This is a genomic window from Marispirochaeta aestuarii, assembly GCF_002087085.1.
In the GTDB taxonomy this organism is placed as follows: domain Bacteria; phylum Spirochaetota; class Spirochaetia; order JC444; family Marispirochaetaceae; genus Marispirochaeta; species Marispirochaeta aestuarii.
Map to the genome: position 1 here is coordinate 60,683 of NZ_MWQY01000001.1, position 25,369 is coordinate 86,051.

Here is a 25,369-nt window from a genome sequence, read left to right on the forward strand (position 1 = left end):
TTCCGGGATGCAAAAGATAATTCATATCTTTATTCTGCTGGCCGCGGCGGTATCTTTACTGTTCGGGCAGGGCTTTTTTTCGTCATCTGTACAGGGGAGGGCTCCTTTTCCCGATGCCGTTGACGTCAGGACCTCCCTTCGCTCATCCATTACCGGGTCTTCCTGGGCAGTGCAGCGTCTTCCGGCAGAGTACTACACCAGCGAAACAGCCTCTGTCAGGGTAAAATTCCAGGTCCTGCAGCAGAATGATGCCTTCTATATTCTGCTGATAAACAGTTTCGGCGGCACCTATCCCCTGTACGGCGCCGGAACCTATATCATCAAACGCAGTCTTGAGGACGGGAGCTTTGTTCAGGCGAAAATCTTCCTGAAAAACGATCCCGATACCTTTATCCGCCTCTTTCCCTTTGGGGACAGGGCAAAGCTCGAACTCTACCTCTACGGGACCCCCCTTCACCGGGATCTGATACTGCCGGTCTCCTTCGAAGAACTTCTTTTCTCTCCTTTCAGTCGTCTGGTTTCTCTGAGTTCCGGAAGAATTGACTGGCCGCTGGTATTGCCGGAGTTGCCGGAAGGTAATTCGGGGATTGCCGGGATGATAGATGTTCTCAGGGAAAAGATCGATCTGCTTCCCGATATGGACGATGGAGCCATGGATGACTCGGGCCGCTTTGTCTATATCGAATCCGGTGAACGGGAAAGCGGAGGAGGGTTCAACTGCTCCGGTTTCGCCAAGTATGTCGCAGACGGGATCTACTATGCCCGCCATGGGCGGCCGATGCCGGTTGAGCCCTTGAAGCTGAAGCATCCCGACCTGCGGGGAGATCCCTGGTCGAACCGCTTTGAAGATGAGCGGGACCCGTTCTTCGGACTGGACTGGACGCGGAACATAGCCTTTACCCTGGCAGAAAAACCAGATATCGATTACGAGGATATGGATGTGAGGGATGTTCCTCTTGCCGGCTATATTGAGGATGTGGGATACCCGATGGAGAGACTCAAGGCTGTTCTTTATTATCTGGCCCTGGAATATCCCGGATCCTTCTACCTGGGATCGGTTAACGCCCAGTTCGGCAAGGATCCGGTGCTGCGGCAGCACATACATGTTGTCGTTCTTATGCCCTACATTAATACCATGGGCGATCTGGTTGCTGCCGTTTTCGAACGGAACAGGGAAACCAGCGTGGAATCCCTGCTCCGACGCTATCCGGGAGAAAGCATCCACCTTACCCGAATAGAAGGAGGCTCAAGCTATGTCCTTCCGCCCCTTCCGGATGAGGACCATTAAGAGTTCCTGCTCTTCGCTCCTGGAAAGGTTTTGAATCCTGTAACGAAATGAGGTACATTTAGCCTGTATGAGAAATGCCGTAACACGTCTCTCCAGTATTCTCCTGATGCTGATATTCACGGTTTCGCTTTCGGCTGTGGATTCTGCGGATCTTCTTTTTCGTGAAGGAAGCGCACGCTTTGAACGGGGTGACTATTCCGGAGCTGCCGAAAGGTACCGGAATTTTGTACGGCGATACCCGCAGAATGAGTCGTACCCCGATGCTCTTTACCGCCTGGGGATCTCCTCCATCAAGATCGGGGAGTACGGGGAGGGAATTGAGCTGCTTCAGCGTCTTGAGGCCCGTTATCCCGGCGGCCGTTTCAGGACGGCATTCTGGCTCGGTATCGGGTATGAAGCCCTGGGGGATTCAGAGAGAGCTCTTTCCTCCTGGGACCGGTATATCGCCGGGGAAGATACGGCATACCGCAGGGAGGCCCTGGTGGCCGCGGCATACACATACACCGAAAGCGGCAGGCCGGAGGCTGCGGAGAAACTGCTGCTCGTGCTTGAGGATTATGACGGAGATTTCTTCATCGAAAAAGGCGGTCTGGTCCTCCTCGCGGAGATATACAGGGCTGCCGGATCCTTCGGCAGGATAATAGAACTGGCTGAACGTATTGATTCCGGTTCCGTAAAAGACCTCCCGCCGGCTTTTCTTCTCACCCTGGGCGAGGCCTACCGCCAACAGGAAGATACAGCTGTAGCCGAAGAGCTCTTCCGCAGGGTTGCGGGGTCCGGTTCTCCGGATTTGCGGGCCTCTGCGTACGGCCGGCTCTTTTCTCTCTATGAAGCCTCCAATCGTCTGTCGGAGATGGAGGGTGTGGTTCTGGATGCGGAAAATCAGCTGGCGGGAGACAGGGACGCACTGGCGGCTTTCTGGTTCCGCGCTGGAGCTGTTCTTTCTTCCCGGGGATCGTCCGCCGATGGTATCGCCTATCTGAAACGTGCCTGGGACATCCGTCATCAGGCGGAGCCGCCGGGAACGCTCCCGATATTTTATGCCCAGGCCCTTATGTCCATGGATGAGACGGAGGCAGCTGTTGAAATTCTGGAAAGCGCTCTCGATGAAGGTATGGGCGATGCCGGAAGAATTCGCTACAGGCTGGCCGCTGCTTATTCCCGACTGAATGACTGGTCCGGAGTCAGAGATCTGTTGTCTTCCGGGGATCAGTCCCTGGATGCTCCTGCCTCCCTGTTGCTGGCCCAGGCCCACCTGCGTCTGAAGGAGTATCCCGCGGGTCTTTCCGTGGCATCGGCGGCCCTTGAAGAACAGCCCGCCACGGAATGGCAGCGCGGACTTCTCAAGGTAAGCTGGCAGCTTCTGGCAGCGGCAGGGGAGTACAGAGAGGCGGTCAAGACATATTCTCAGTATAAACGTCTTCTGGGGGAACCCGACGATACCGGGGATCTGCAATACCTGCGGCTCCTTTTCAACGCCGGGCTGTATAATCAGGTGGTGCGCCGGGGGAGTTCCGAGGCTGAGTCCTGGGAGGCAAAACTGCTTCGGGGAATGGCCCTGATCGGTATCCAGGAGTACGGCGAGGCCCGGGACACCCTGTCCTCCCTGTCTTCCCGGGATATTCCTGCCGAGTACCGGCAGTTCAGGGATTATTACCTTTCCTGGAGTCTCTATCGTCTGGGGGATTATCCCCGGGCTTTGCGCAGTTTCCGGGATTTTCGCAGGGACTATCCGGATTCATCCCTGGCGTCGGAAGCGGCCTGGTACGGGGGCTGGTCGGCATTCTCCCTTAAAGACTACGGGTCCGCAGCGGAACTCTTCGGTGCCTGTGACCCTTCAGGACCCAGGGGCCGGGAAGCCCTTCTGGCCCGGGCCCGGGCTCTTGCCGCGGATGGGCGCAGAGGGGAAGCCATTCTGCTTGCAGAGAGCTATCTCGGCGAATATGCCCGCCTGGGTGGTGATGAAGCCCTCTACCTTATCTTTGAAATCCATCTGGAAGGCGCTAATCGGGATGACAGTTCCGAAGCCCTGTCACGGCTGCGTCAGGAGTACCCGGAGAGCCCCTGGACCTCCCGTGCTCTCTACCGGCAGGCCAGAAGCGATCTTGAGGCAGGAAATTTCCGCAGCGCGGCTGCCGGGTTCGATTCCTACCGGAGACTTTTTCCCTCCGGGGAGTACTCGGAAGAATCCTTCTTTTACCGGGCAGAGGCCTCGGCCGCCATGGGAGAAACCCGCCTGGCCCTTCTGTTGTGGGAACGCCTGATTCGGGAGTACCCGGAAAGTCCCCTGCGGCCTCGGGCTCTGTCCCTGCGGGGCGAAACCCTGGCCGGACTCGGGGAATACAAGGATGCCCTGGAGAGCTATGCCGTACTGCTGCGGGAGTATCCGGCCCAGGCGGAACGCCTCGGTATCCGGAAGGAGGTCTCCCGGCTTGAATCCCTGCTGGTTTCTCCAGGTTCCGAATATCGACGTCTTTTGACAGAGGCCGAGTCAGCCGGAGGTGCAGAGAGTCGTGAAGGCCGGACCCTCCTGATCCGGGCCATTCAGAGCGCCATAGCCGAGGGCCGGGCGGAGGATTTTAACGATGCGGGAAGGCTTGTCCGGCAGCTTTTGAATACGTTGCCCGGGGACAAAGGTGAACAGGGGAGGATCTTTTTTGTCGCCGGCGAGTATGCCTTCCGGCGCAACGAGTACGCCGAGGCCGCTTCCAGGTATCTCAGTGCTGCGCTGTCGATGAGCGGCGACCCGGATTTTACCGCCCAGGCGCTCTATCGTTCCGCCCAGATGTCCCTGTATGCCGGTGACCGAAGCGGCTATAACGAGGTTCTGGAACGACTGCGACGCAATTTTCCGGCCAGCCCCTGGCTTGAGTCCGCGGAATCCCTGGGAGAGAAAAGATGATGCATACCAGAAACCTGTTCCTGCTGCTGATCCTTCCGTTGCTGTCATTTTCGCTTTTTACCCAGGAGACTCCGCAGGATTCTGAACCTGACGTGGAGCTTCCGGAGCTGAGCCTGAGTTTTGAGGATGTTTTTGGGGAGGATCTTCCCCTTGTGGAGCTGCAGCTTGAAGAAGCCCTGGCACCGGGATTGCCCGAGCTTTCGGAACCGGAAGGGGTCCTTCAGGTCCGGCCTCATTCGATCGATCTTCCCTCACCGGTATTCGATGCCCTTCCCTACGGCAGCGATTCCGCACCCCTCTACGGCCGGGGTTATATCGGTCTGGGCAGCTCGAATTCCCTTATGGGAGAGATCGAAATAGCGACCCTGGGGGCTGATCCCGGTTTCGGCCTCTCCTATTCCCACAGCTCACTGGACGGTTTCGGCGGCAATTCCCCCGGCGAGGGCTATACCTTTCGCCGCGAGGAAGCCCGGGTGAAGGTTGACTACTCAGGAACCGGGGCTGATGCCTTTTTTTCCGGCTCCTTTATTGAAGAGGAGCGGGGGCTGCAGGGAGAATCACCCTTTTCCTCCACCCTCTACCGGACAATGGGAGCCGAGGGCGGGTACGAGCTTCCCCCCGACAGGGGCTGGTACGGAGGTCCCGGTTTCGATGTTTCCGGGGCGTATCAGAACCTTTCCGGAACCTCCCCTGAGGATACCAGCCATTTTACCCTCAGCCCCGTCATGCGGGGGGGCTATGCCTGGTCCTCCTTCATGCTCGGAGCCGAAGGGCGCTACAGTTTCCGCTCCGGGTCTGAGGGGGATTATATCCAGTATCTGCGTCTGGATCTCAATGCCGAGGGGGATCTGAGTCCCCGGGTCGGATTCATCGCCGAGGCTGGGGTGGCGTATATTGTGGACGGGGACGTACGTTTTCCCTTTTCCCTGCTTCTCAGTGCAGGACTCAGCGAGAATGTGAGCATGGAGGCATCGGGGGGATACTATCACAGTCTTGGCGACTACGCCGCCCTTCTGTCAATGTATCCCTTCCTGCGTATTCCTGAGGAGCCTCTGGCTGCAGAGGAGGGCTGGGAAGGAGACCTCTCCCTGAGGCTGCGTCTCGGTCATGATCTCTACCTTCGCCTGGGGAGTTCCCTTACCGCCGGTACCCGTTACAGGGCCGGGGATGCTCCGGAGCCTGCTTCGAGCCTTCTTCCGGTGGCGGAAAAAGATGTCCGGGAACTGGGTCCCCGGGGAAACCTGGAGTTTCCTTTGGGAAAAACCTTTTTCGGCAGTTTTTCCGCGGGTTTGCGATATGATTACGAGGAGTCCAGCATGGAGGCCTTTGATGTCGGGCTGGGTGTGGAGAGTGAAGGATTGACCTCCCGGCTGGGACTTCGATTGCAGGGCGACTGGGACCTGTCGGATAATGATCAGACTCCGGTTCTCGGCAGCGAAGTCTGGTACGAACCTCTTGAGAGCATCCGCTTTATTCTGGGCATTGACGATGCCCTGGGGCTTCTGGACACCGGAGGCAGAAAGGATGACAGCGGTCTCGAGGTGCCCGGTTTTGTTATACGCTTCGCCACGGAAATCAGCCTCTGAAGCGGACTGACCGCCGGAGGCTTCACTGTGAATACAATTAACTGTAAGGATGGAATATGGATGGTTTAACAAGTCTGCTGCGCGACGGAGGGCCGATCCTCTGGATTATCATGCTGCTGTCTCTGGCGGCGGGAGCAATTATTATTGAACGCTTTCTCTTCTTTCGTCGCATCCGGGTCGACGAGGACACCCTCATAGCCCGTCTGAAAGCCACCCTGGAAAAAGGACACCACGACGAGGCCTTGAGTATCTGCGAAGGCAATCCGTCGCCTCTGACCAATCTCATGAAGGTAGGGATCGAGAACAGACATAAAGCCCCCGGGGATATACGGGATCTGGTGGTAAGCGCTGCGAATCTGGAAATACCCCATCTTGAACGTTCCCTCAATGCCCTGGGCACCATCGCCCACATCTCGCCCCTTCTGGGTCTCTTGGGAACGGTAACGGGGAATATTGAAGCCTTCGGAATTCTGGGAAAATTCGGCGCCGTGGGAGATCCCGCCCTGCTGGCATCGGGAATCGCTGAGGCCCTGATCACCACTGCGGCGGGTCTGATTGTCTCGATCCCGGCCATCGTTTTCTATAACCATCTGGTGAGCCGTGTGAATCATATCATCATTCGACTGGAGAACAGGGTCAACGAACTGGTACTTTTTCTGGGAGGTGCCTGATGCAGTTCAGAAGGAGACTGAAAACCAATGCCACGGTGGATCTGGTTCCAATGATCGACGTGGTTTTTCAGCTGGTTATCTTTTTCATGGTCTCCACCACCTTTATACTGACCCCCGGGATAAACCTTTCCCTGCCCGAATCAAGTACCGCAGAACCCGTTGCGGCCTCCCGAATTGTTATTACCGTAGCCGGGGAGGAGGAGATCTACATAAACAAGGAACGGGTTACCCTGGACGGTCTGGTGCCGATACTTCAGGGGATGCGTGAATCCTCGGATATCGGGAATGTCGTCCTCGAAGGAGACCGTCAGGTTCCCTATGCCATGCTGATACAGGTCCTGGACAGACTCCGGGCCGCAGGCTTTTCCGGTGCCAACCTGAGGACCCTGGAGCCCGGCGGAGGTTGACCAGCAGATGACCCGACTTTCAGCGGCTGAAAAAGAGCGCTCTCTTATTGCCCTGCTCATATCCCTGGCCATGCATCTTGTCTTTTTTCTTGTGATGCTGCTGCTGCCTGGGGCGGACCTGGTTCCGGAGCGTCCGAAATCCCTTCCCATACAGGTCAGTTTTACCCTGCCCGAACCGCCTGTTCCGGAGCCGAAGGCGGTGGAACCGAAGGCACCGGAGATGCCTGAACCTGTCAGGCAGCCGGAACCGCTTCCCCGGCAGCCCCGGGTGAAGCCGGTTCCGAAACCCGAACCCCGACCGGCGCCCCGGGCCTCCGCTCCGGCGGCGGCAAGCGCCGAACCGGAATACGAGCCCTGGACACCGGAGCCTGCGCAGAATTTCCAGAAGAGCTTCTCAAGCAGCGCACAAACAAGCCGCGAGGGGGGCCGTGTCACTACCAGCCAGCCCAGCGACAGCAGAACCAGATTCGGCGAAACGGAGTTCCAGTCCGGGGATGAAGAGGGTGATGATCCGGTAATCATAAGGTCAGACTCAGCAGACAGGGCTTCCAGGGTCTTGAGCTCCGGACAGCTGGCGGAACTTGATACGACCCTGGCAGGAGCCGGCCGGGGGGGCGGATCCTCCCGGGGGCAGGGTCCTGTCACCGTGGAGGTGGAGAACCTCGGCAGCATCGAGAGTATCGAAGATTTAATGAGTTACCGCAATGCTCAGTATGACGGACTGCCTGATCTTGATTCCGCAGTCGCGGCGGAACTGGCTTCAAAAAAACTCAGCGTACTGAGGGTGGACATCTCCTTTACTATTTCTCCCGATGGAATAGTGGAAGACTTGCAAACCTCAGCTTCTTCGGGCTATCCTGCCCTGGACGCATTCTTGAAGAAGAATCTGCCGGAGGTTCTCAGCTTTGCCCCTCTGCCCGAGGAGTACGGCAACCTGCGGCAGCAGGTCAAAGATCTTGAACTAGTCGTCAAATCCAACTGATAAGCGATGGATAATGAAATTTCGCGCAATAGCTTTCGATATAGACGGGACGCTGTACCCGAATTACCGTATGTACCTCTACTCCCTGATTCCGGCCCTGAAGCATCCGATCCTGGCCCTGAATTTCGGCCGGGTGCGGAAGGAAATACGCAAAGTTCGGCCGGTGGAGAACTTTCGGCACCTCCAGGCCCGGATGCTTGCAGACCATATGGGCTGCAGCGCCGAACACGCTTTTGCTCTGGCAGAACGTTTTCTGTATGAACGCTGGGTGACCTCCTTTCGCGGACTGAAACCCTTTCCCGGGGTCAGGGCGGTTCTTGATTCCTTCAAACACGCCGGATTCAAACTCGCCGCCATGTCGGACTTCCCGATTCAGAGCAAACTGGAGTACCTCGGGCTCTCCGGGCTCTGGGACACAGCCTTTACGGCGGAGGACACCCACTATCTGAAGCCCCACCCCGAGCCCTTTCTGCGGCTTATAAACGAACTGGAATGTGGCCCAGAGGAGATCCTCTATGTGGGGAACAGCTACTCCTACGACATCGAGGGGGCCGGTGCAGTCGGGATTCGTACTGCCCATCTGACTAAGCACCCGGTACCCGGTTCAAGGGCGGATTTCTCCTTTTTTCGCTATAGTGATCTTCGGGATTTCGTTTTTTCCCATTCCGGGGTATAATTACCCTGGGTCAATAGAAAAAAAACTGGGAGAGGGACAATGCTATTCGACTCTTTCTTTCAAGCGGGAAATATAATCACCCTGGCAATAGTTCTTATTATACTGGCGGTGTATCGCCAGCTCGATAAGGACAACCGGTCTCTGGAGAAACTGAAGAAGTTTGCCGACAGGATGAAGGACGATATCGGCTCCTTTGTCGATGAAAAGAGCCGGGATATGCAGAACCTGGCCATTGAACTCGATGTACACCAGAAGACAGCAAAAGAGATCCTGTCCCGCCTCGGGAAATCGGAGGAGCAGCTTCAGGAACGGAGCTGGCATCTGGACGAGGTGCGGGAAAGGATCGAAGGCTATGATGCCTCCCTGAAAGAGCTGGGGACCATGACCGGTAAGGTGGAAGAGAATCTCCGGAGAATCGCCTCGGAGTCCGAATTCGTCGACACCGTAGCCAAACGGGTAAAAGCGGTGGCCGGGCAGCTGGACGGGGTGGAAAAGTCAATCCCGGGTATTGAACAGCGTCTCAAGCAGGATTCCCAGAAGATACTCGAGGCCCTTAAACAGGATATCATTAAAGGCGTTTACGACGATGTGGGACGCCTCAAAAAAGAGGCCCGACAGGCCGGTGAGCAGGTAGATGAGTTTGCCTCCTTCATCTCTTCCCTGCAGGAGAAACAGAGCGATACCGAACGGGAATCCCTCGATGCCCTCCGTTCCTCCGCGGACGAACTGCTTCAGGAACTGGACAGCTCCCGCAAGAATCTTGAAAACGAGTTCTCCGCGAATATTGAATCCCTGGGAACAGCCATGCAGGAAGAGATTACCGGGCGTATCAGGGCCATTATGGATGACGGTCGCAACCTGGAGGGAGAGATCTTTGATTCCCTGAGGGAATACATCGAGGGCAGGGTAGGGGATGTAAAGGCCGAGACCGCCGCCTGGAAGGTTTCCGCGGACAGAAACCTGGAATCTTTCCAGGAGGGGCTTGAGAAGCGGATGGCGGAGCTCAACGACAGGCTCGGTGCATTCCGCCGGGAGGCGGAAACGACCTTTGCCCAGGCTGCCGTGACAACTGAAACCCTGAAGAGTCAGCTGCGGGAGCAGTATGAAGAGATACGTGACGCCGGTGAATCCTGGAAGCAGGAGGTGGAAAACAGCCTGGAAGGGCACCGGCTGGGAATTCAGAAAAAGACCTCCGAGCTTGAATCCCGGCTCCTGGAATATGAAGAAGATACGGGCTACCGCTTTTCCCGTATAGAGGAGATTACCCGGGACATGGATCAGCTGGAGGAGAACCTCAAGGCTTCCATGGACAGGGTCTCCGCGAAAATACGGAAGGAGTTTGCCGATTTTGCCGCGCAACTCGCTGCCGAAAGGGGAGAAGAGCATGCGAAGGCGGAGCAGGATCTGGGGGCCATCCGCTCGGCCATGGGAGAGCTTGAAAATGAGCTTAACGAACTGAAATCCAGGGCCTATGACAGCGTTTCGGAGAAGCTTAAACTCTTTGAAGATGATTTCTTCTCTGATCTGCGGGAGCGGAATGCCTCGATGCAGAACCAGTTCCAGGAGTGGAAAGAGAAGGTGCGTACCAGCCTGGATGCCCTCGGGGAAGAGTCGGGTCAGAAGCGACGGGAACTTGAGGAGCGCTACTCGGAAGAACTCGAGGAGCGCCTGACTGCCCTTCGGAACGAACTGCAGTCGGGTATGAAGGACTTCGAGGGGCAGGTGAACGCCTTCTACGGACGGATCGAGCAGAAGATCTCCACTACTGAAACGGACATGAAGAGCCTTGAAGACGGAATCCGGCAGGACGTTGAGGATGCACGGCGTCAGTCCAGGGCTTCCTTCGAGACGATTTTCACCGAGCACGATACCTCGATAAAGGATCAGATAAAGAAGTCCGAGAGGGAGTTCCAGGGTGAAATAAAGCGTCTGGGTGATGATCTGGATGCGGGACGAAAAGAGCTTTCGTCGCTGCTTGATGCAGCCAAGTCCGACGTAACGGTCTGGCAGGCTCAGATACTTCAGCAGCTGAAAGAAGCTGAATCTCAGGTAAGCGAAGACCTGGCGGGATTCAAGCTGTCTGCCAGGGAGAATACCGCCTCTCTGGTTCAGGCCTATACGGAAGAGCAGGAAGAGCTTGTACAGAACAGCCAGGCCGAGCGAGCCCGGATACGCAATGAGATCAAAAACCTCAATGAATCGGTCATTGAGCTGCAGAGTGAGCTGCGAAAACGTACCGAGGAGGCCTTTGACCGTCAGAGCCGTGAGACGGAGAATTCCCTGGCGGAATTCCAGAAACGTTCCAGGGAGCTGCTTTCCGAAGCGGATGTACGGCTTAAGGAGTTCCGGGAGTCCGCGGCGGATATTAAGGAAAAGGTTGAAGGAGCCCAGGGCAAGCTCTTCGGCAAGATAGAGGACCAGTACAAGATACTGTCCGTGAAGCTGCAGGAAATCGATAAGCGGCAGAAGAACTTCGTAACCCAGACTAAAATCTTTGATCGTGCGGATTCTCTGAAGATATCCCTTGAGGAGAATCTTGAGGATCTCAAGTCAGAAATTGCCCGGGTCGATGCCATGAGCAAGGAAATCAAGGAGTCGGAACGGAAGTTCATAAAGGTGCAGAAGCTCGGCGAGGAGGTCTCCGCCAAGTTTACCCGTTTCCTGAACGAGCGGGGACGCATCGAGGAGATGGAAGGGGACTTCAAGAAGCTCATCAACCTGTCCCAGGCCATTGACGTAAAACTGAACGATGTTACCTCCTCCAATGATACCCTGACCTCTCTGCAGGCCCAGCTGCGTCAGCTGGAAGAGCTTGAGAAGGATGTTAATGTCAAATTCGAACGCCTTGAAAGCAAGGGAAACATCCTGGACGCCACAACCTCCGGGGTGGATAAGAACTTCCAGAGCCTCAGGGAGCTCGAGGGTCGGGTCAAGGATCTGGGTAGTCAGCTGTCGGTTCTGCCAAAAGAGTTTGAATCGGTCAAGAAAGAGATCCATGTACTGTCCGAGAACAAGGAACGGGCCGATCAGGTTATGGAAAAACTGAAGGATCTTGATTCCATACTGAATGATGTCGAGGAACGCAGTCAGAATCTTCAGCAGGCCCGGGAGTGGCTGGCCCGGACTGAAACCAGGCTTCAGGAAGTGAGCAAGCAGGCCCAGGAACAGGTTAAACTGCTGGGATCAATCATGAAAGAAGAGACCCGCCGGGTTTCAAGGGAGAAGGGCTCTCCCAATCTCGGGGCCCGGGAAGTGGTTACCAAGCTTGCTCATCAGGGATGGAGCGTGGAAGAGATCGCCAGAGCGACAAAACTGAGCCGGGGAGAGGTTGAACTGATTCTGGAACTCCTGCCGAAAAAGAGCTGAATCAACGCTGTATTTGCGGCAACTTAATCGAGAGTTATCCTCAACGCTTGACGTATCCCGATGTGTATTAGTAAATTATCTCACAAGAATCACTGACAGAGGTAGTTATGTCCAAGCAGCAGAATGAAGAGGTGGTCGAGAATCAACCTCAGGAGGTTGTTGAATCCACCGAAAACGAGAGGTCTGAAGCAGCCGCTACTGAGCCCTCGACTACTGAAGCGCAGGTAGAAGCAGATGACGGGTTGGAAGTTCTCCGCAAGAGAATACAGGAACTTGAGGCGGAAAACAGTAAACTCAAAGATCAGTATCTCAGAAAAAGCGCAGATTTCGACAACTTTCGCAAACGGATGTTCCGGGAAAAGGAAGAATCGGTAAAATACGCCAATACCAACCTTCTCTCGGATATCATCAACATCATCGATGATTTCGAACGGGCTATAAAATCATCTCAGGAATCGAAGGATTTCGATATGTTTCATAGCGGGATCGAACTGATCGAGAAGCAGTTTACCGGGATGCTGGAGAGAAACTGGGGCCTCAAACGCTTTGAGAGCGAAGGCGAGCCCTTCGATCCACAGAAGCACGAAGCGATCAACATGGAGGAGCGTGAAGGCCTTCAGGATCAGACGGTCCTGGAGGATTACCAGAAAGGCTACATGCTTCACGATCGCGTATTACGGCACTCGAAGGTCAAGGTCGGGGTACCCAAAGTAGCCCCGTCCGGGAACTCGGATGATAACGATCAAAACCAGAACAAGGAATAAATAGGAGAATATCGCAATGGGAAGAATAATCGGCATCGATTTAGGAACTACAAACTCTTGCGTTGCAGTTATGGAGGGTGGAGAACCGGTAGTTATTCAGAACTCCGAGGGGCAGCGAACAACACCGTCAATTGTGGGTTTTACCGCGAAGGGTGAGCGCCTGGTAGGGCAGCCTGCGAAGAACCAGATTGTAACCAATCCGGAAAACACCGTCTATTCGATCAAACGTTTCATGGGGCGCCGTTTCGGGGAGGTCCCGGCGGAGATTGGAATGGTCCCCTATAAAATAAAGGACTCCGGAAACGGCGAGGTGCGGGTCGCTGTCCACGACAAAGAGTACTCCCCCCAGGAGATCTCTGCGGCTGTTCTGCAGAAGATGAAGAAGACCGCTGAAGACTATCTCGGCGAGACCGTAAGCGAAGCGGTTATTACCGTTCCCGCTTACTTTAACGATGCCCAGCGCCAGGCGACCAAGGACGCAGGACGTATTGCCGGCCTCGAAGTCAAGCGTATAGTCAACGAACCGACCGCAGCCTCCCTGGCATATGGATTCGGCAAGGATAAAAAGGAAGAAAAGATCGCCGTATACGACCTGGGCGGCGGTACCTTCGATATTTCCGTTCTCGAACTCGGGGACGGCGTGTTCGAGGTAAAATCGACCAACGGCGATACCCATCTTGGAGGAGACAACTTCGATCAGCGGATAATAGACTGGCTGGTTTCCAACTTCAAGAACGATTATGGTATTGATCTTACCCAGGACCGTATGGCCCTGCAGCGACTGAAAGAGGCATCGGAGAAGGCCAAGATCGAGCTTTCCAGCACCCATTCGACGGAGATCAACCTTCCCTTTATTACCGCCGATTCTTCAGGACCGAAGCACCTGCAGTACAGCCTTACCCGGGCCAAATTCGAACAGATGGTCGCGGACCTGGTGGAGAAAACCAAGGATCCCTGCATAAAGGCCATGAAGGACGCCGGGGTAGTGCCGGAGGATATCGACGAGGTGATCCTGGTGGGCGGTTCAACCCGTATGCCCGCTGTACAGGCCATTGTAAAGGAACTCTTCAAGAAAGAGCCCCACAAGGGCGTCAATCCCGACGAAGTGGTTGCCATGGGCGCTGCAATTCAGGGTGGAATCCTCGGGGGTGACGTAAAGGATGTTCTGCTTCTGGATGTTACCCCTCTCTCTCTGGGAATTGAAACCCTGGGTGGTGTGTTTACCAAGCTCATTGAACGGAACACCACCATTCCCACCAGGAAGAGCCAGATATTCTCCACGGCAGCGGACAACCAGACTGCGGTATCCATCCATGTACTTCAGGGGGAGCGGGAAATGGCCAACCAGAACCGGACCCTCGGCAGGTTCGACCTTGTGGGTATTCCCGCTGCACCCCGGGGCGTCCCGCAGATCGAGGTAACCTTCGATATCGATGCCAACGGTATCGTCCATGTTTCGGCCAAGGACATGGGAACCGGTAAGGAGCAGAAGATCAGGATCGAGAGCTCTTCGGGCCTGTCCGAGGACGAGATCAATAAAATGGTCAAGGATGCTGAGATGCATGCCGCGGAGGACAAGAAGGAGCGGGAGAAGATCGAGGTCCGTAACGAGGCTGATAACCTGATCTACGCTACAGAGAAAAGCCTGAAGGAGTACGGTGACAAGGTTGGAGACTCCGACAGGAACGCCATACAGTCGGCTCTGGACGATCTTAAGGGCAGCCTTGATACTGCATCGGTTGAAGATCTGCGGAACAAGATACAGACCCTTACACAGGCGTCTCACAAGCTGGCTGAGGAGATGTACAAGAATACCGCAGCTCAGTCGGGCGGCGACGGCGCTCAGGCACAGGGTGCCTCCGGTTCCTCCGACGAAAGCTCTTCCCAGGGCAGCGACAGCGGCAATGTGGAGGATGTGGATTACGAGGTTGTTGACGACGACGAGAAAGATAATTAACCCGGCGACAAGCTGATTATAAGGCCCGGAGAGGTTTTCCTCTCCGGGCAATTTCTCCAGGAAGGATGGATTCTACTTTGGCCAAGCGTGATTACTACGAAGTCCTGGGGGTGTCCAAGGACGCCTCGAAAGAAGAGATAAAAAGAGCCTATCGAAAACTGGCGGTACAAAACCATCCGGATCGCAATCCCGGCGATAAGGAAGCGGAGGAGCGCTTTAAGGAGGCCACCGAGGCCTATGAGGTCCTGGGAGACGATCAGAAACGGCAGACCTATGATCAGTTCGGTTTTGCCGGACTTGAAGGCATGGCAGGCGGCGGTACCCACGACTACTCCACCGTATTCCGGGATTTTGAAGATATCTTCGGTGATTTCGGTGGCATATTTGACTCCTTCTTCGGCGGCGGCAGCCGGGGCGGCCGACGCCGATCGTCGGGTACGGGTAATCGCGGCGCGGACCTGAGGTATAACCTGGAGGTTCCTTTTCGGGATGCGGTTTTTGGTACCAAGGTGGAGATCTCCTATCGAAAGAACGCCGCCTGTTCAGTATGCAGCGGCAAGGGAACAACCTCCGGAAGCGGCAAACGTGTGTGTCCGACCTGCGGGGGGTCCGGGCAGGTGCGCAGAAGTTCCGGTTTCTTTTCAATAGCTTCACCCTGTCCGACATGTTCAGGAGAGGGATACATCATCGAAAATCCCTGTTCCGCCTGCGCCGGTTCCGGGGTTCAGCCCAAAAATCAGAAAATCAAGGTTACCATCCCGCCGGGAATCGAACATGGAAAAAGAATAAACATTCCCGGACAGGGGGATGCCGGATCAAACGGGGGATCTCCGGGAGATCTGTACGTATATATTAGCGTCGCTCCCCACAGGTTCTTCGAACGGGACAGAAATGACCTGTACTGTGTGATCCCGATTTCCATGACCCAGGCGGCTCTGGGGGCTGAGATCTTTGTTCCGACCCTGGATGACAAAAAGATCAAGGTAAAGATTCCCGCGGGAACACAGAACGGAAAAATACTGAGAATCAGAAGTGAAGGGGTACCCCATCTGCACAATGCGCAGTCCCGGGGAGATCTCTATATAAAAATCAGCGTCTCCGTTCCCACAAAGCTTTCAGGAAAGGCCAAGTCCCTTCTTAAGGAATTCTCAGAGCTGGAGGGAGAAAATACTCATCCTGAGCCTGTTCCTCTTTCTCAATTGAGATAAACAGATATAATTTAAAAGAGGAGGTTTCCCATGGCCAGGAATAAACGCAGGCAGCTGGTGGTGGACAGACGCTTCCAGCTGCGATTCGTGGGTTCTTTTCTGTTGAGTGTACTGGTGTCCCTCGTGATCTTCACCCTGGTTGTGGGACTCTACTACTGGGTCTCGAATATGGCAGGTGAGAACCTCTTCAAGGAATTCATTACCATCGATCGTCAGGTTATTGAAGAACGGATCATTATAGAAGAGGGGGTGGAGAGGGTGGTCAAGGTTCCAGGCACAAAAACCATCCTTGGAATCAAACGATGGGAACTTGTCCTGCCCGCCATTCTGCTCAATAATCTGATAATCATGATTATTATGATCATTTTCGGGATACGCTACTCCCACCGCATAGCAGGGCCGGCTTTCCGTATCAACAGCGATATAGATAAAGTCCTGCAGGGCAGTAAGGGCATACAGATCAAACTCCGGGAAAAGGACCGGCTGCGAGAGGTCGCCTTCAGGGTGAACAAGCTGATTCGGAGACTGGAAGAGGCGGAAAAAGAGGTTTCGTAAAGATTAAAATGACCGATGCCGATAGTGTGGAGGTGAAGCTGCTGCTTCAAAAAAGATACTGAGGATGCTTCTGATGCGTATTCCCGCAGTAATTCTGCTCTTTTTTTTGATGTCCTTTCTTACTGTTTTTTCCACGGAACGGGTAGGTTCGGATGAAAACGGTGACGGCCGTGATGACACCTGGACTGTTTTTGAGGATGGGAAGAGAAAAGCGATTTATTACGACAGTAATTTTGACGGAAATGTCAACTATGCCCATATCTTTGACAAAGAAGAGGTAATGGTCGAAGAACGGCTGGATTTCAATCATGACGGAAACATGGATGATTTTTATTTCTACGCCGAGGGAGTGTTAATCCGGAGGGAGATCGACTCAAACTACGACGGAAAGGTTGATGTATGGGTCCATGTGGAGGAAGGCGTATATATACGCAGGTATGAGCAGGACCTGGACTTTGACGGCGAAATAGACAAGGTAAAAGATTTCAGCGAAGAATGAGTTTTTTAACAGGTTTCCATGCAATAGAAGAGGCTCTCAAGTCGGCAGGAAGGGGCAAAGGGACGCTGTATGTTTCAGGAAAGGGCCCCAGGATAAAAAAGATCGAAGAACTTGCCGCGAGGAGGGGGGTACCCCTTGTGCGTCTCTCCGCCCCTGAACTCAGGGAACTCAGTTCCAGCGAGCACCGGGGCATAGCCTTATCCATAGAAGGGTATACCCCTGAAAGTTCCTTTGAAGGATTCATTGAATCCATCGGGGATAATCAGACCAGCCTGCTGGTTCTCCTGCTGGACGGAATTACCGATCCCCATAACTTTGGCGCCATTCTGCGTTCCGCGGACCAGTTTGAAGCCGATTTTGTATGCATCCCGGAACGTCGTGCCGCTTCCGAAACTGAGGTTGTGGCCAACAGTTCCGCTGGTGCCGTCCATCATGTGCCCTTTGCCCAGGTACCGAATCTCTCCCGGGCTGTGGAGAAACTGAAAAAACATGGTTTCTGGGTATACGGTGCCGCCATGGGGGGGGATCCGATCCATTCGGTGGATCTTACCGGCCGGATTGCCATTGTCCTCGGCAGCGAGGGGAGGGGAATTTCCGCAAATCTGGCCACCCACTGTGACGCGGAGGTCGCGGTTCCGACGAGAGGCAGGCTGGATTCTCTGAATGTCTCGGTGGCCGCCGGCATCATTCTCTACGAGATCCGACGTCAGCAGGCCTGGTAGCCCCGGCTATCGGGTAAGTCCGATCCTTCCGGGAGGCCAGAAGGTCGCTACAGCTTTACCAAGAATGTTTTTAGACTCCAGCAGATAAGGGTCCAGCAGCGAGAAATACATGATGGAAACGCGGTCGTCCTTGTCCAGGGAACTGAGACTCCGCCCGGTGTGGGAGTGCCTGAAATCAAGGGAATTGTACCGATTGTCTCCCATGAGAAAATAGCTTCCCCTGGGGATATAGGCATCCCTCTCTTCGGGTATGGGAGGAAAATTCCGGTTATCGTAAAACTCGGTCAGGTAGCGGAACAGCTCTTCGGCGTCCTGCTGGGCAGATGCAAAATCCACTGAAGACGAGATCTCCGCCGGGGTTGCGCGTTCTTGTACAAAGTCCGCAAAAAGCTGCAGACGCCGTACCTGCTGGACCTTGAAAATCAGGTTCAGCTTTTTGGAGGATTCCTTGAACTCATTTTCAGTGCTGCTGTTCGCAGAGTCGATTCCCCCCTGCACATAGTCCTCAAGGTCGCTGCCGTCCCCGGTGAGGGCATCGAGCAGCAGGAGAATATCGTAGCGGTAGGAGTCGGCATACTGGAATGCCTTCAGGCCGATTGATTCCAGGCGGATATGGATCTCTTCAAGAAGATCCTCCGGATTGTTTCCCCGCTGCAGCATCTGCCCGATCAGGTTGTTCTCAAGATATTCCACATCCGAAGGGTTAAAGCTTTCCAGGTCTCGCCTTAGAGAATCCCACAGCTGTTCCAGCTCAAGGCTCAGTCCGCGGATATCTGCATTCGATTTGTAGGCATCCCAATAGTCGAGCATCTGACGCGTCGAGGCATCCAGAGGCATATATTCAATCTTCTCACGTATCCTCTCGGGCTGAGCATACAGATCAACATGGGAGTAGGTTTTATCCTCTTCGAGGGGGACAAAATCCGTTCCCTGACGCTTTACATACAGTGTGTCGTCGATCATCATCAGTTTTTCACCGGGTTCCCCGACCAGTCTTTTTACTATGAAGCGCTTGCGGGGCATTCCGTTGTCATCACGGTCAATATCAACCATTGTCAGGGTTATATAGTAGATAAACTGCTGGAAAACACGTCGGGCCAGGGTCTTGTGGGTGTATTCGGGACTCTGGAATACAACGATATCTCCCCGTTCTGGTTTGGAAAGAACCGGGAGCCGCCATTTTGTCAGGGGAATGGCCGGTCCGGACTGGAACTTCGTTACCAGGGTACGGTCTTTGATCAGATAGGTCGGTACCATGGATTCGGTGGGAATAACATAGAGCTGAAATATAAAATGCTGCAGAATTATTACAATAATAATGGACTGCAGAACCGCATCGACATTTTCCCATATCGCGGTTTTAAGGGGACGCTTTATACGCTTCTCCTTCTGCTGTCGCCGAAGTTCCTTCTGCTCAGCTTTAGAGATATATACTCCCCAGGCTTTTTGAAAGGGCGGATACCAGAGACTCAGGTAAAAGAGGGTCGGCAGCAGGGTGGAAACAAAGGAAGCAATCCACAGCCGGGTGTATACGGTATCATTTATCAGTCCGGACATTTCCCAGGACATCCGCGGCAGGTTGTAAAAAACATAGACAAATACAATAAAATATCCGGCGTAGGTCTTTGCTTTCTTGTACCAGCGGGAATCTTCCTTGAGAAACAGCCTGTACAGAAAAAAACTGTTCAGGGATAGTATCAGTAATTTTATCGCCAGGGATGTCAGAAGGGCCCAATCCACGCTGCGGAATCCGGTAAAGAATATCGAGAACAGGGAATCAAGTGTCCATATGATCAGCAGAAGGGCTGGCAGATACCAGGAAGGATTATTCCGCTGCCCTTGTATCAGCGTGGTAATTTTGGTCTTCATAGAGAAGGATAGTAGTGGGTTGCCGGAAAAATGACAACCCGGAAAAAACCATCGGTGATCGCGAAGCTAAACCTTCAGAATCCTTTCGGCAAGGTGTACCGCGTTCAGAACTCCCTGTTTTCCTATGCCCATGGTAGCTACGGGAATGCCCTTCGGGAGCTGCAGTATGGAAAGCAGGGCATCAATGCCGCTCAAAGCCCCGGCTACAAGAGGAACCCCGATTACCGGTTTTGTGGATATGGAGGCAACCACCCCCGGAAGCGCTGCAGAAAGGCCTGCGGCGGCGATAATCAGACGGTAGCTGTCCTCATTCTCCCTGAGAAATTTCTGAAGTTCCTCCAGGTTGCGATGGGCCGAATATACCTTCAGATCGAAGGATATTTTCTTTTCCTTCATCAGCTCCACGGCAGGCTGCACCGAGTCCTTGTCCGATTCTGAACCGATTAAAACCAGAATGTCTTTCATGCTTGTATCTCCTGTTTTCCGGCGGCGAAAGCCCTGTGCCCCGGTTAATGCTAGGGAACTTAATTCTCGGTAAAGAATTTCTTGCCGATATCCGGTCTGTACCAGGAGTCTTTGAACTGGACCTCCGGAACCACGGAATAAGCCTTCGCCCGTGCGCTCAGCGGACTTGAACCCAGCCCGACAACGGTAAAGCAGCGACCTCCGCCGGTAAGGATCTGCCCCTCCGGACTCAGGGTCGTGGATGCATGGAAAAGTACACAGTCTTTTCCGTTGTCCTTCGGCAGATTATCCACCCTTACGCCCTTTTTGTAGGGGCCCGGGTATCCCCCGCTTGCGACCACTACCCCCAGGGCCGACTTTTCGGATATCCGCAAGGGGAAGTCCTCAAGTTTTCCCTGTGCCATGGCATCTATAAGGTTCCCGATGTCGGATTCAATCAGAGGAAGCAGGACCTGGGCTTCGGGATCTCCAAAGCGCACATTATATTCCAGAAGTTTCGGACCGGATTCGGTAATCATCAGCCCAAAATAAAGAACCCCCGTGTACATGAGGTTTTCCTTCACAAGCCCCTTGATCGTCGGTTCGACGACGTCCTTTTCTATGCGGGCGAGTAAGCCGTTGGAGACCGTAGGAACCGGGCAGATCGCCCCCATCCCTCCGGTGTTGGGCCCGGAATCATCGATACCGGCTTTTTTGAAATCAGCACAGGGGGGAAGAAGTATATAATTCCTGCCGTCCAGAAGGGCGAAGATGGAGACCTCGAATCCGGTGAGAAACTCTTCCATAATAAGGCTGTCTTCTTTCAGAACCTCTTCCCCGAAGCTTTGCAGTTCCTCGGTATTGTCAGATTCAAGCACCCCTTTTCCTGCGGCGAGTCCGCTTTTTTTCAGTACCACCTTTCCGCTGCGGCCAGCGAGTTCCCCGGCCAGCTGTTTCGGGCTGTCGATCGTAACGGAGGCAGCAGTAGGCACCTTGTTTCGGAGCATGAAGTTCTTGGAGAACTGCTTACTGGCCTCGAGCTGTGCGGATGCTTTTTCAGGTCCGATTACCGCGATACCCGCGTTTTTCAGGGAGTCCGCAACGCCTGCCGCGAGAGGGACCTCGGGTCCGATCACCACGTGACTTACCTTGCGGTTCACTGCCGCTTCGGTAATGGCTGCAGGATCCGCCGGATCGACGTCGGGGAGGTTTTCTCCCAGTTCATCAGTGCCGGCATTTCCCGGTGTTATATACAGCGCCGAGATGCGCTTGCTGGTGCTGAATTTCCAGGCTAAAGCGTGCTCCCTGGCTCCGGAACCTACGATAAGTACCTTCAAACAGACGCTCCTTGTTGTTGTGTGGGTGATTTATTACATACCTTTTCTGCTTATCCCCGGGGCAGGTACGACCCTTAGCTGATGTTCCCTTCGAGGATGTCCAAGATTACCTCAGGATAGAGGCGATGTTCAAGTGCGTGGATGCGGGCTTCAAAGTCCTCCAGACTTTCGCCGTCGATGCGGGGTATCTTGCCCTGACGGATTACCGGTCCGGTGTCCAGTCCGTAATCCACCCGGTGTATTGTAATCCCCAGTTCCCTGTCTCCGGAGCGGTAACTCTCTTCGATGCCATGGGTTCCGGGGTATTTGGGCAGAAGACTCGGGTGAATGTTGATAATCCGGTCCTTATAGGCGTCCACAAGAAGAGGCGACAGCAGGCGCATAAAACCTGCCAGGACTATAAGATCTATGGAACGGGGTTTCAGCCTTTCCAGAAGCTCTCTCTCCGCATCCTCCCGGGTATCGCCCCGGAAATAGTTGATGTCCTCCACCGGTATGCCGGCAGCCTGTGCACGCTGCCGGACATAGGCCTTCTTTCGGTCACAGACCAGCAGAACCAGTCTGTGGGGTGATTCCTTCAGAGCGTCGGCGATGGCCTGGAAGTTCGATCCGCTGCCGGAGGCGAAAACCGCAACATTCCCCACCTTAAAGGTTCTCCGTCTCTACCCGTCCGATGGGGAGTGCCCGAATTTTCCTGTCCTCGCAGAGCTTGAGCAGGCTGGCTTCTTCCGCCCGGGGAACGACCAGGGCGATGCCGATTCCCATATTGAAAACCCGGTACATCTCTTCAGTATCGATTCCCCCGTGTCTCTGTATGGCTTCAAAAATCGACGGGACCGGCCAGTTGCGGTCGAGGACCGGACGCAGCCCCTGGGGCAGGACCCGGATAATATTGCCTTCCAGTCCCCCGCCGGTTATATGGGCCGCTCCGAGGACAAGACCGGACTCGATCAGGGGTGTCAGTTCCCGTACGTATATCCTGGTGGGAGTCAGAAGTTCCTTCAGGAGCCCGGTTTCGGATTCAGGGATCGCCTTGCGGGCCAGGGAGAGTCCGTTGGAGTGGATTCCTGAAGAGGGAAGGCCTATTATTGAATCTCCCGGGCGGATCATCTCTTTTTTGGGAAGCATCCGGGATTTTTCAACCATACCCACGGCAAAACCGGCCAGATCGAACTCCCCTGAATCGTAGAGATCCGGCATTTCGGCGGTCTCTCCCCCGGCAAGGCGGCATTTCGCGTCTTCGCATCCGGCTATGATACCTTCAACCAAGGGATGCAGAATGGACTCATCCAGTCCGCCGATGGCGATATAATCCAGAAAGAGCATCGGCTTCGCACCGCAGACAATCAGGTCGTTCACGCTCATGGCGACAAGATCGATGCCCACGGTGTTGTAGGTTTTCAGTTTCTGGGCGATCAGGAGTTTTGTTCCCACTCCGTCGGTGCAGGAGAGCATTACGGGTTCCCGGTATCCCGACAGGTCCAGCTCCATTCCGCCGGCGAATCCGCCTATCCCCGGACCCAGGGCGGGGGATTTTATTGATGCTATGAAGCGGGCAAAGCGGTCACCGCCTTCGATGTCGACTCCGGCTTCCTTATAGGTACTCATAACAGGGGTTCTCCTTGTGGGTAATCTATACTTCCCGGGGCTGCACCGGGTAATTCCCGGTAAAACAGGCATAACAGTAGCCTTCGCCATCTTTCAGGCACTCCATCAGACGGGGAATTTTCAGGAATTTCACACTGTCCGCTCCTATATGAGCGGCAATTCCATCCGGGCTCAGGGAGTTGGAAATCAATTCCTTACGGGTGGGTATGTCTATTCCGTAGTAGCAGGGGAATTTTATTTCGGGTGCGGAGAGGCGAAGGTGTACCTCCTTCGCTCCTGCTTCGCGCATGAGGGATATCAGAATGCGGCTTGTTGTACCCCGTACCAGGGAGTCGTCCACCAGTATTATCCTCTTGCCGCGGACGACCTCCCGGACCGGATGCAGCTTCATCCGTACCGCAAGCTCCCGCTGGGATGTGGTGGGAAGAATAAAGGATCGGCCGGCATAATGGTTCCGGGTAAGGCCCTGTTCGAAGGGCAGTCCGGACTGTTCCGCGTAACCCAGAGCAGCGCTGTTGCCTGAGTCGGGGACCGGCATAACCAGGTCGGCCTCTGCGGATTCGTCCATAGCCAGGGCTGCACCCATGGCCTTGCGGGTCAGATGTACGGACTCTTCAAATACCAGGGAATCCGGCCGGGCAAAATAGATGAGCTCAAAAACACAGCGTTTCGGTTCTGTTCCGGGAGCGAAGGTTTCACTTTTTACTCCCGAGGAGTCTATATAGAGGATCTCCCCCGGTTTGACTTCCCTGAAGTCCCTGATTTTCAGCATATCCAGGGCACAGGTTTCGGAGGCAACTGCTGTAATCGTGTCGGAGAAGCCGATATAGAGGGGGCGAAATCCCCAGGGATCCCGTATGGCGATCAGCTGGTCCTCGTGGAGCATTACCATGCTGAAGGCCCCTTCCAGCTCACCCAGGGTCTCAATAAGCGCCGATTTGAAGTCCGGCTGCCTGGATCGGGCTATCATGTGCAGAATAAGCTCCGTATCCGATGTACTTTGGAAAATAGAACCATCCATGGAGAGTCTGGCATTCAGAGCGGAGGCATTCGATATGTTTCCGTTATGAGCGATGGCCGCCGAGCCCTTGTTGCATGAAGCCGCCAGGGGCTGGGCGTTTTCCAGCCGGTTGCCTCCCCGGGTTGAATAGCGGACATGACCGATGCCCAGGGTTGAAGGATGGGGTTTTTCCAGATAACGGGACAGGACTGTGGAGACCATCCCGAGGTCTTTGTAGGTCACAAAGCGGCCGGTACCGTCTTCGGGGATCTCCTTCCGGTAGCAGATACCGGCGCTCTCCTGGCCGCGGTGTTGCAGGGCAAAAAGCCCGTAAAAGAGCTTTTCCGGAATATTGTCGGGATTGGCGCTGTGAACTCCCACAACGCCGCAGTGATGCCTGAGAGAATCGCCTTGTTGTTCCATTGAGAAGATATAACACCCTTTGAGCGGCAGGGTCAACCGTCGCCGCCTGTATTGAGGAGCTCAGGACCGAATTTCTCGGCCGCCGGCTGAACAGGTCGGCTTCACTCCTGAAGGGAAGAGAGGAATTCTGAAAAATAACCGCGGTATTCTCCCAGGCTTTCACAGTGGACAAGCTGGTTTCGGAATGCGGCGGAACCGTTGATGCCCTTCGTGTAGGAGCAGAGCTGTTTTTTCATTTCCTTGACAGCCAGGGCTTCGCCTTTTACCTCCACGCAGCGTTCAAGATGGCCCAGGGCCGTTTCAATCCGTTCCCGGGGAGTCGGTGGAGAAAGGACTTCCAGACCGGACAGGAGTGAGCGTATTTCCCGGAACAGAAAGGGATTACCCAACCCTCCCCGGGCGATCATCACCGCATCGCATCCGGTCTGCAGGAGCATCCTGCGGGCATCTTCGGCGCAGAAGATGTCCCCGTTACCGGTAACAGGTATTTCCACTGTCTCCTTGAGCCGGGCGATCTGTTCCCAGTCGGCTTTGCCTCCGTAACCCTGGCTCCGGGTTCGCCCATGCAGGCTTATCATCGATGCGCCCGCATCCTGGGCGCGGAGGGCGGCTTCGATAAAGGTGTAGTTCTGATGGTCCCACCCGGTACGAAGTTTTACACTTACCGGAAGGGATGTGGTTTTTTTCATGGCCCTCACAATCTCCCCTATCTGCACGGGGTCCTTCATGAGGGCTGCTCCGGCACCGGTTTTTATTACCTTGGGTACCGGACATCCGCAGTTGAGATCTATGACAGTTGGTGTAAAGGGGATGATATACTCCATTGCCGCTGCAGCGCTCTCTGGAGAGGAGGTAAATACCTGGATTCCGTAGTTGGTTTCGTTCCTGCCCCGGATAAGAAGCTTCCGGGTTTTCAGATTTTCCCGGATCAGTGCCTCACAGGAGACCATCTCGGTAAAGCAGAGGTCCGCCCCTGCTTCCACGGCGAGTTCCCGGTAAGGAACATCCGTAAACCCCGCCAGGGGGGCACACAGTATATTCCCTTCCAGGACTGTGGTGCCCAGTGTCAGGGGATGCAGCAGAACGGCGGACATGTGGCGATCTT

General features: G+C 54.7%; 21 protein-coding genes. 14 read left to right on the plus strand and 7 right to left on the minus strand.

Features of this window, described 5'->3' with window-relative positions; genetic code table 11:
• Window positions 1-7 precede the first annotated feature (7 nt).
• The 14 genes from B4O97_RS00350 to rlmB all read left to right on the plus strand — a co-directional run bounded on the left by B4O97_RS00350 (window position 8) and on the right by rlmB (window position 17,583).
• Window positions 8-1,288, plus strand: coding sequence for a hypothetical protein (locus B4O97_RS00350; RefSeq protein ID WP_083047178.1), 1,281 nt, complete (start codon window positions 8-10; stop codon window positions 1,286-1,288).
• A gap of 67 nt (window positions 1,289-1,355) precedes the next feature.
• Window positions 1,356-4,190, plus strand: a complete 2,835-nt coding sequence (locus tag B4O97_RS00355; RefSeq protein ID WP_083047180.1) for a tetratricopeptide repeat protein — start codon at window positions 1,356-1,358, stop codon at window positions 4,188-4,190.
• On the plus strand, window positions 4,187-5,776 hold the full coding sequence (locus B4O97_RS00360; protein ID WP_083047182.1) for a TonB-dependent receptor: 1,590 nt from the start codon (window positions 4,187-4,189) through the stop codon (window positions 5,774-5,776). Before B4O97_RS00355 ends, B4O97_RS00360 begins: the two co-directional genes overlap by 4 nt.
• Before the next feature lie 56 nt (window positions 5,777-5,832).
• Window positions 5,833-6,447: a MotA/TolQ/ExbB proton channel family protein gene (locus tag B4O97_RS00365; protein WP_083047184.1), complete on the plus strand. Its 615-nt coding sequence runs from the start codon at window positions 5,833-5,835 to the stop codon at window positions 6,445-6,447.
• Window positions 6,447-6,854 (plus strand): ExbD/TolR family protein, encoded by a 408-nt coding sequence (locus tag B4O97_RS00370; RefSeq protein WP_083047186.1) that lies wholly within the window; start codon window positions 6,447-6,449, stop codon window positions 6,852-6,854. Before B4O97_RS00365 ends, B4O97_RS00370 begins: the two co-directional genes overlap by 1 nt.
• A 7-nt stretch (window positions 6,855-6,861) precedes the next feature.
• On the plus strand, window positions 6,862-7,836 hold the full coding sequence (locus B4O97_RS00375) for a hypothetical protein (RefSeq protein WP_083047188.1): 975 nt from the start codon (window positions 6,862-6,864) through the stop codon (window positions 7,834-7,836).
• Between the two features lie 13 nt (window positions 7,837-7,849).
• Window positions 7,850-8,512: an HAD family hydrolase gene (locus B4O97_RS00380; protein WP_083047189.1), complete on the plus strand. Its 663-nt coding sequence runs from the start codon at window positions 7,850-7,852 to the stop codon at window positions 8,510-8,512.
• Window positions 8,513-8,551: 39 nt separating this feature from the next.
• Window positions 8,552-11,878, plus strand: coding sequence for a SpiroCoCo family coiled-coil protein (locus B4O97_RS00385; protein WP_083047191.1), 3,327 nt, complete (start codon window positions 8,552-8,554; stop codon window positions 11,876-11,878).
• Window positions 11,879-11,985: 107 nt separating this feature from the next.
• The gene (grpE, locus tag B4O97_RS00390) at window positions 11,986-12,642 is read left to right on the plus strand and encodes a nucleotide exchange factor GrpE (RefSeq protein ID WP_083047193.1); all 657 of its coding nucleotides are present in this window, start codon (window positions 11,986-11,988) and stop codon (window positions 12,640-12,642) included.
• A gap of 16 nt (window positions 12,643-12,658) precedes the next feature.
• Window positions 12,659-14,599, plus strand: coding sequence for a molecular chaperone DnaK (gene dnaK / locus B4O97_RS00395; protein ID WP_083047195.1), 1,941 nt, complete (start codon window positions 12,659-12,661; stop codon window positions 14,597-14,599).
• Window positions 14,600-14,676: 77 nt separating this feature from the next.
• Entirely contained in the window at window positions 14,677-15,807 is a 1,131-nt protein-coding gene (gene dnaJ / locus B4O97_RS00400) for a molecular chaperone DnaJ (protein ID WP_083047605.1), read from the plus strand.
• Window positions 15,808-15,837: 30 nt separating this feature from the next.
• Complete coding sequence (locus tag B4O97_RS00405) at window positions 15,838-16,362, plus strand: hypothetical protein (protein WP_083047198.1); 525 nt, start codon at window positions 15,838-15,840, stop codon at window positions 16,360-16,362.
• Window positions 16,363-16,435: 73 nt separating this feature from the next.
• Window positions 16,436-16,861, plus strand: coding sequence for a hypothetical protein (locus tag B4O97_RS00410; RefSeq protein WP_143305455.1), 426 nt, complete (start codon window positions 16,436-16,438; stop codon window positions 16,859-16,861).
• Window positions 16,858-17,583: a 23S rRNA (guanosine(2251)-2'-O)-methyltransferase RlmB gene (gene rlmB / locus B4O97_RS00415; protein WP_083047202.1), complete on the plus strand. Its 726-nt coding sequence runs from the start codon at window positions 16,858-16,860 to the stop codon at window positions 17,581-17,583. The genes B4O97_RS00410 and rlmB overlap by 4 nt, the downstream gene beginning before the upstream one ends.
• Before the next feature lie 6 nt (window positions 17,584-17,589).
• On the opposite strand, the gene lepB is transcribed toward rlmB, so the two are convergent.
• The 7 genes from lepB to dusB all read right to left on the minus strand — a co-directional run bounded on the left by lepB (window position 17,590) and on the right by dusB (window position 25,358).
• Window positions 17,590-19,452, minus strand: coding sequence for a signal peptidase I (lepB, locus tag B4O97_RS00420; protein WP_083047204.1), 1,863 nt, complete (start codon window positions 19,450-19,452; stop codon window positions 17,590-17,592).
• Between the two features lie 66 nt (window positions 19,453-19,518).
• Entirely contained in the window at window positions 19,519-19,917 is a 399-nt protein-coding gene (locus tag B4O97_RS00425) for an AIR carboxylase family protein (protein ID WP_083047206.1), read from the minus strand.
• Between the two features lie 59 nt (window positions 19,918-19,976).
• Window positions 19,977-21,233, minus strand: coding sequence for a phosphoribosylamine--glycine ligase (gene purD, locus B4O97_RS00430; protein ID WP_158084073.1), 1,257 nt, complete (start codon window positions 21,231-21,233; stop codon window positions 19,977-19,979).
• A 74-nt stretch (window positions 21,234-21,307) separates the two neighbouring features.
• Entirely contained in the window at window positions 21,308-21,877 is a 570-nt protein-coding gene (gene purN / locus B4O97_RS00435) for a phosphoribosylglycinamide formyltransferase (RefSeq protein ID WP_083047210.1), read from the minus strand.
• A 1-nt stretch (window position 21,878) separates the two neighbouring features.
• Window positions 21,879-22,841, minus strand: coding sequence for a phosphoribosylformylglycinamidine cyclo-ligase (gene purM / locus B4O97_RS00440; RefSeq protein ID WP_083047212.1), 963 nt, complete (start codon window positions 22,839-22,841; stop codon window positions 21,879-21,881).
• Between the two features lie 25 nt (window positions 22,842-22,866).
• Complete coding sequence (gene purF / locus B4O97_RS00445; protein WP_083047214.1) at window positions 22,867-24,264, minus strand: amidophosphoribosyltransferase; 1,398 nt, start codon at window positions 24,262-24,264, stop codon at window positions 22,867-22,869.
• Between the two features lie 101 nt (window positions 24,265-24,365).
• Window positions 24,366-25,358 (minus strand): tRNA dihydrouridine synthase DusB, encoded by a 993-nt coding sequence (gene dusB / locus B4O97_RS00450; protein ID WP_083047216.1) that lies wholly within the window; start codon window positions 25,356-25,358, stop codon window positions 24,366-24,368.
• Window positions 25,359-25,369 lie beyond the last annotated feature (11 nt).

Excerpts from the sequence above, each read along its gene's own strand:
- dnaK (WP_083047195.1), top strand. The coding sequence starts at position 12,659 with ATGGGAAGAATAATCGGCATCGATTTAGGAACTACAAACTCTTGCGTT.
- lepB (WP_083047204.1), bottom strand. The coding sequence starts at position 19,452 with ATGAAGACCAAAATTACCACGCTGATACAAGGGCAGCGGAATAATCCT.
- rlmB (WP_083047202.1), top strand. The coding sequence starts at position 16,858 with ATGAGTTTTTTAACAGGTTTCCATGCAATAGAAGAGGCTCTCAAGTCG.
- B4O97_RS00360 (WP_083047182.1), top strand. The coding sequence starts at position 4,187 with ATGATGCATACCAGAAACCTGTTCCTGCTGCTGATCCTTCCGTTGCTG.
- grpE (WP_083047193.1), top strand. The coding sequence starts at position 11,986 with ATGTCCAAGCAGCAGAATGAAGAGGTGGTCGAGAATCAACCTCAGGAG.
- purM (WP_083047212.1), bottom strand. The coding sequence starts at position 22,841 with ATGAGTACCTATAAGGAAGCCGGAGTCGACATCGAAGGCGGTGACCGC.
- B4O97_RS00410 (WP_143305455.1), top strand. The coding sequence starts at position 16,436 with ATGCGTATTCCCGCAGTAATTCTGCTCTTTTTTTTGATGTCCTTTCTT.
- dusB (WP_083047216.1), bottom strand. The coding sequence starts at position 25,358 with ATGTCCGCCGTTCTGCTGCATCCCCTGACACTGGGCACCACAGTCCTG.
- B4O97_RS00365 (WP_083047184.1), top strand. The coding sequence starts at position 5,833 with ATGGATGGTTTAACAAGTCTGCTGCGCGACGGAGGGCCGATCCTCTGG.
- B4O97_RS00425 (WP_083047206.1), bottom strand. The coding sequence starts at position 19,917 with ATGAAAGACATTCTGGTTTTAATCGGTTCAGAATCGGACAAGGACTCG.
- B4O97_RS00370 (WP_083047186.1), top strand. The coding sequence starts at position 6,447 with ATGCAGTTCAGAAGGAGACTGAAAACCAATGCCACGGTGGATCTGGTT.
- B4O97_RS00350 (WP_083047178.1), top strand. The coding sequence starts at position 8 with ATGCAAAAGATAATTCATATCTTTATTCTGCTGGCCGCGGCGGTATCT.
- B4O97_RS00375 (WP_083047188.1), top strand. The coding sequence starts at position 6,862 with ATGACCCGACTTTCAGCGGCTGAAAAAGAGCGCTCTCTTATTGCCCTG.
- B4O97_RS00405 (WP_083047198.1), top strand. The coding sequence starts at position 15,838 with ATGGCCAGGAATAAACGCAGGCAGCTGGTGGTGGACAGACGCTTCCAG.
- B4O97_RS00380 (WP_083047189.1), top strand. The coding sequence starts at position 7,850 with ATGAAATTTCGCGCAATAGCTTTCGATATAGACGGGACGCTGTACCCG.
- purF (WP_083047214.1), bottom strand. The coding sequence starts at position 24,264 with ATGGAACAACAAGGCGATTCTCTCAGGCATCACTGCGGCGTTGTGGGA.
- B4O97_RS00355 (WP_083047180.1), top strand. The coding sequence starts at position 1,356 with ATGAGAAATGCCGTAACACGTCTCTCCAGTATTCTCCTGATGCTGATA.
- B4O97_RS00385 (WP_083047191.1), top strand. The coding sequence starts at position 8,552 with ATGCTATTCGACTCTTTCTTTCAAGCGGGAAATATAATCACCCTGGCA.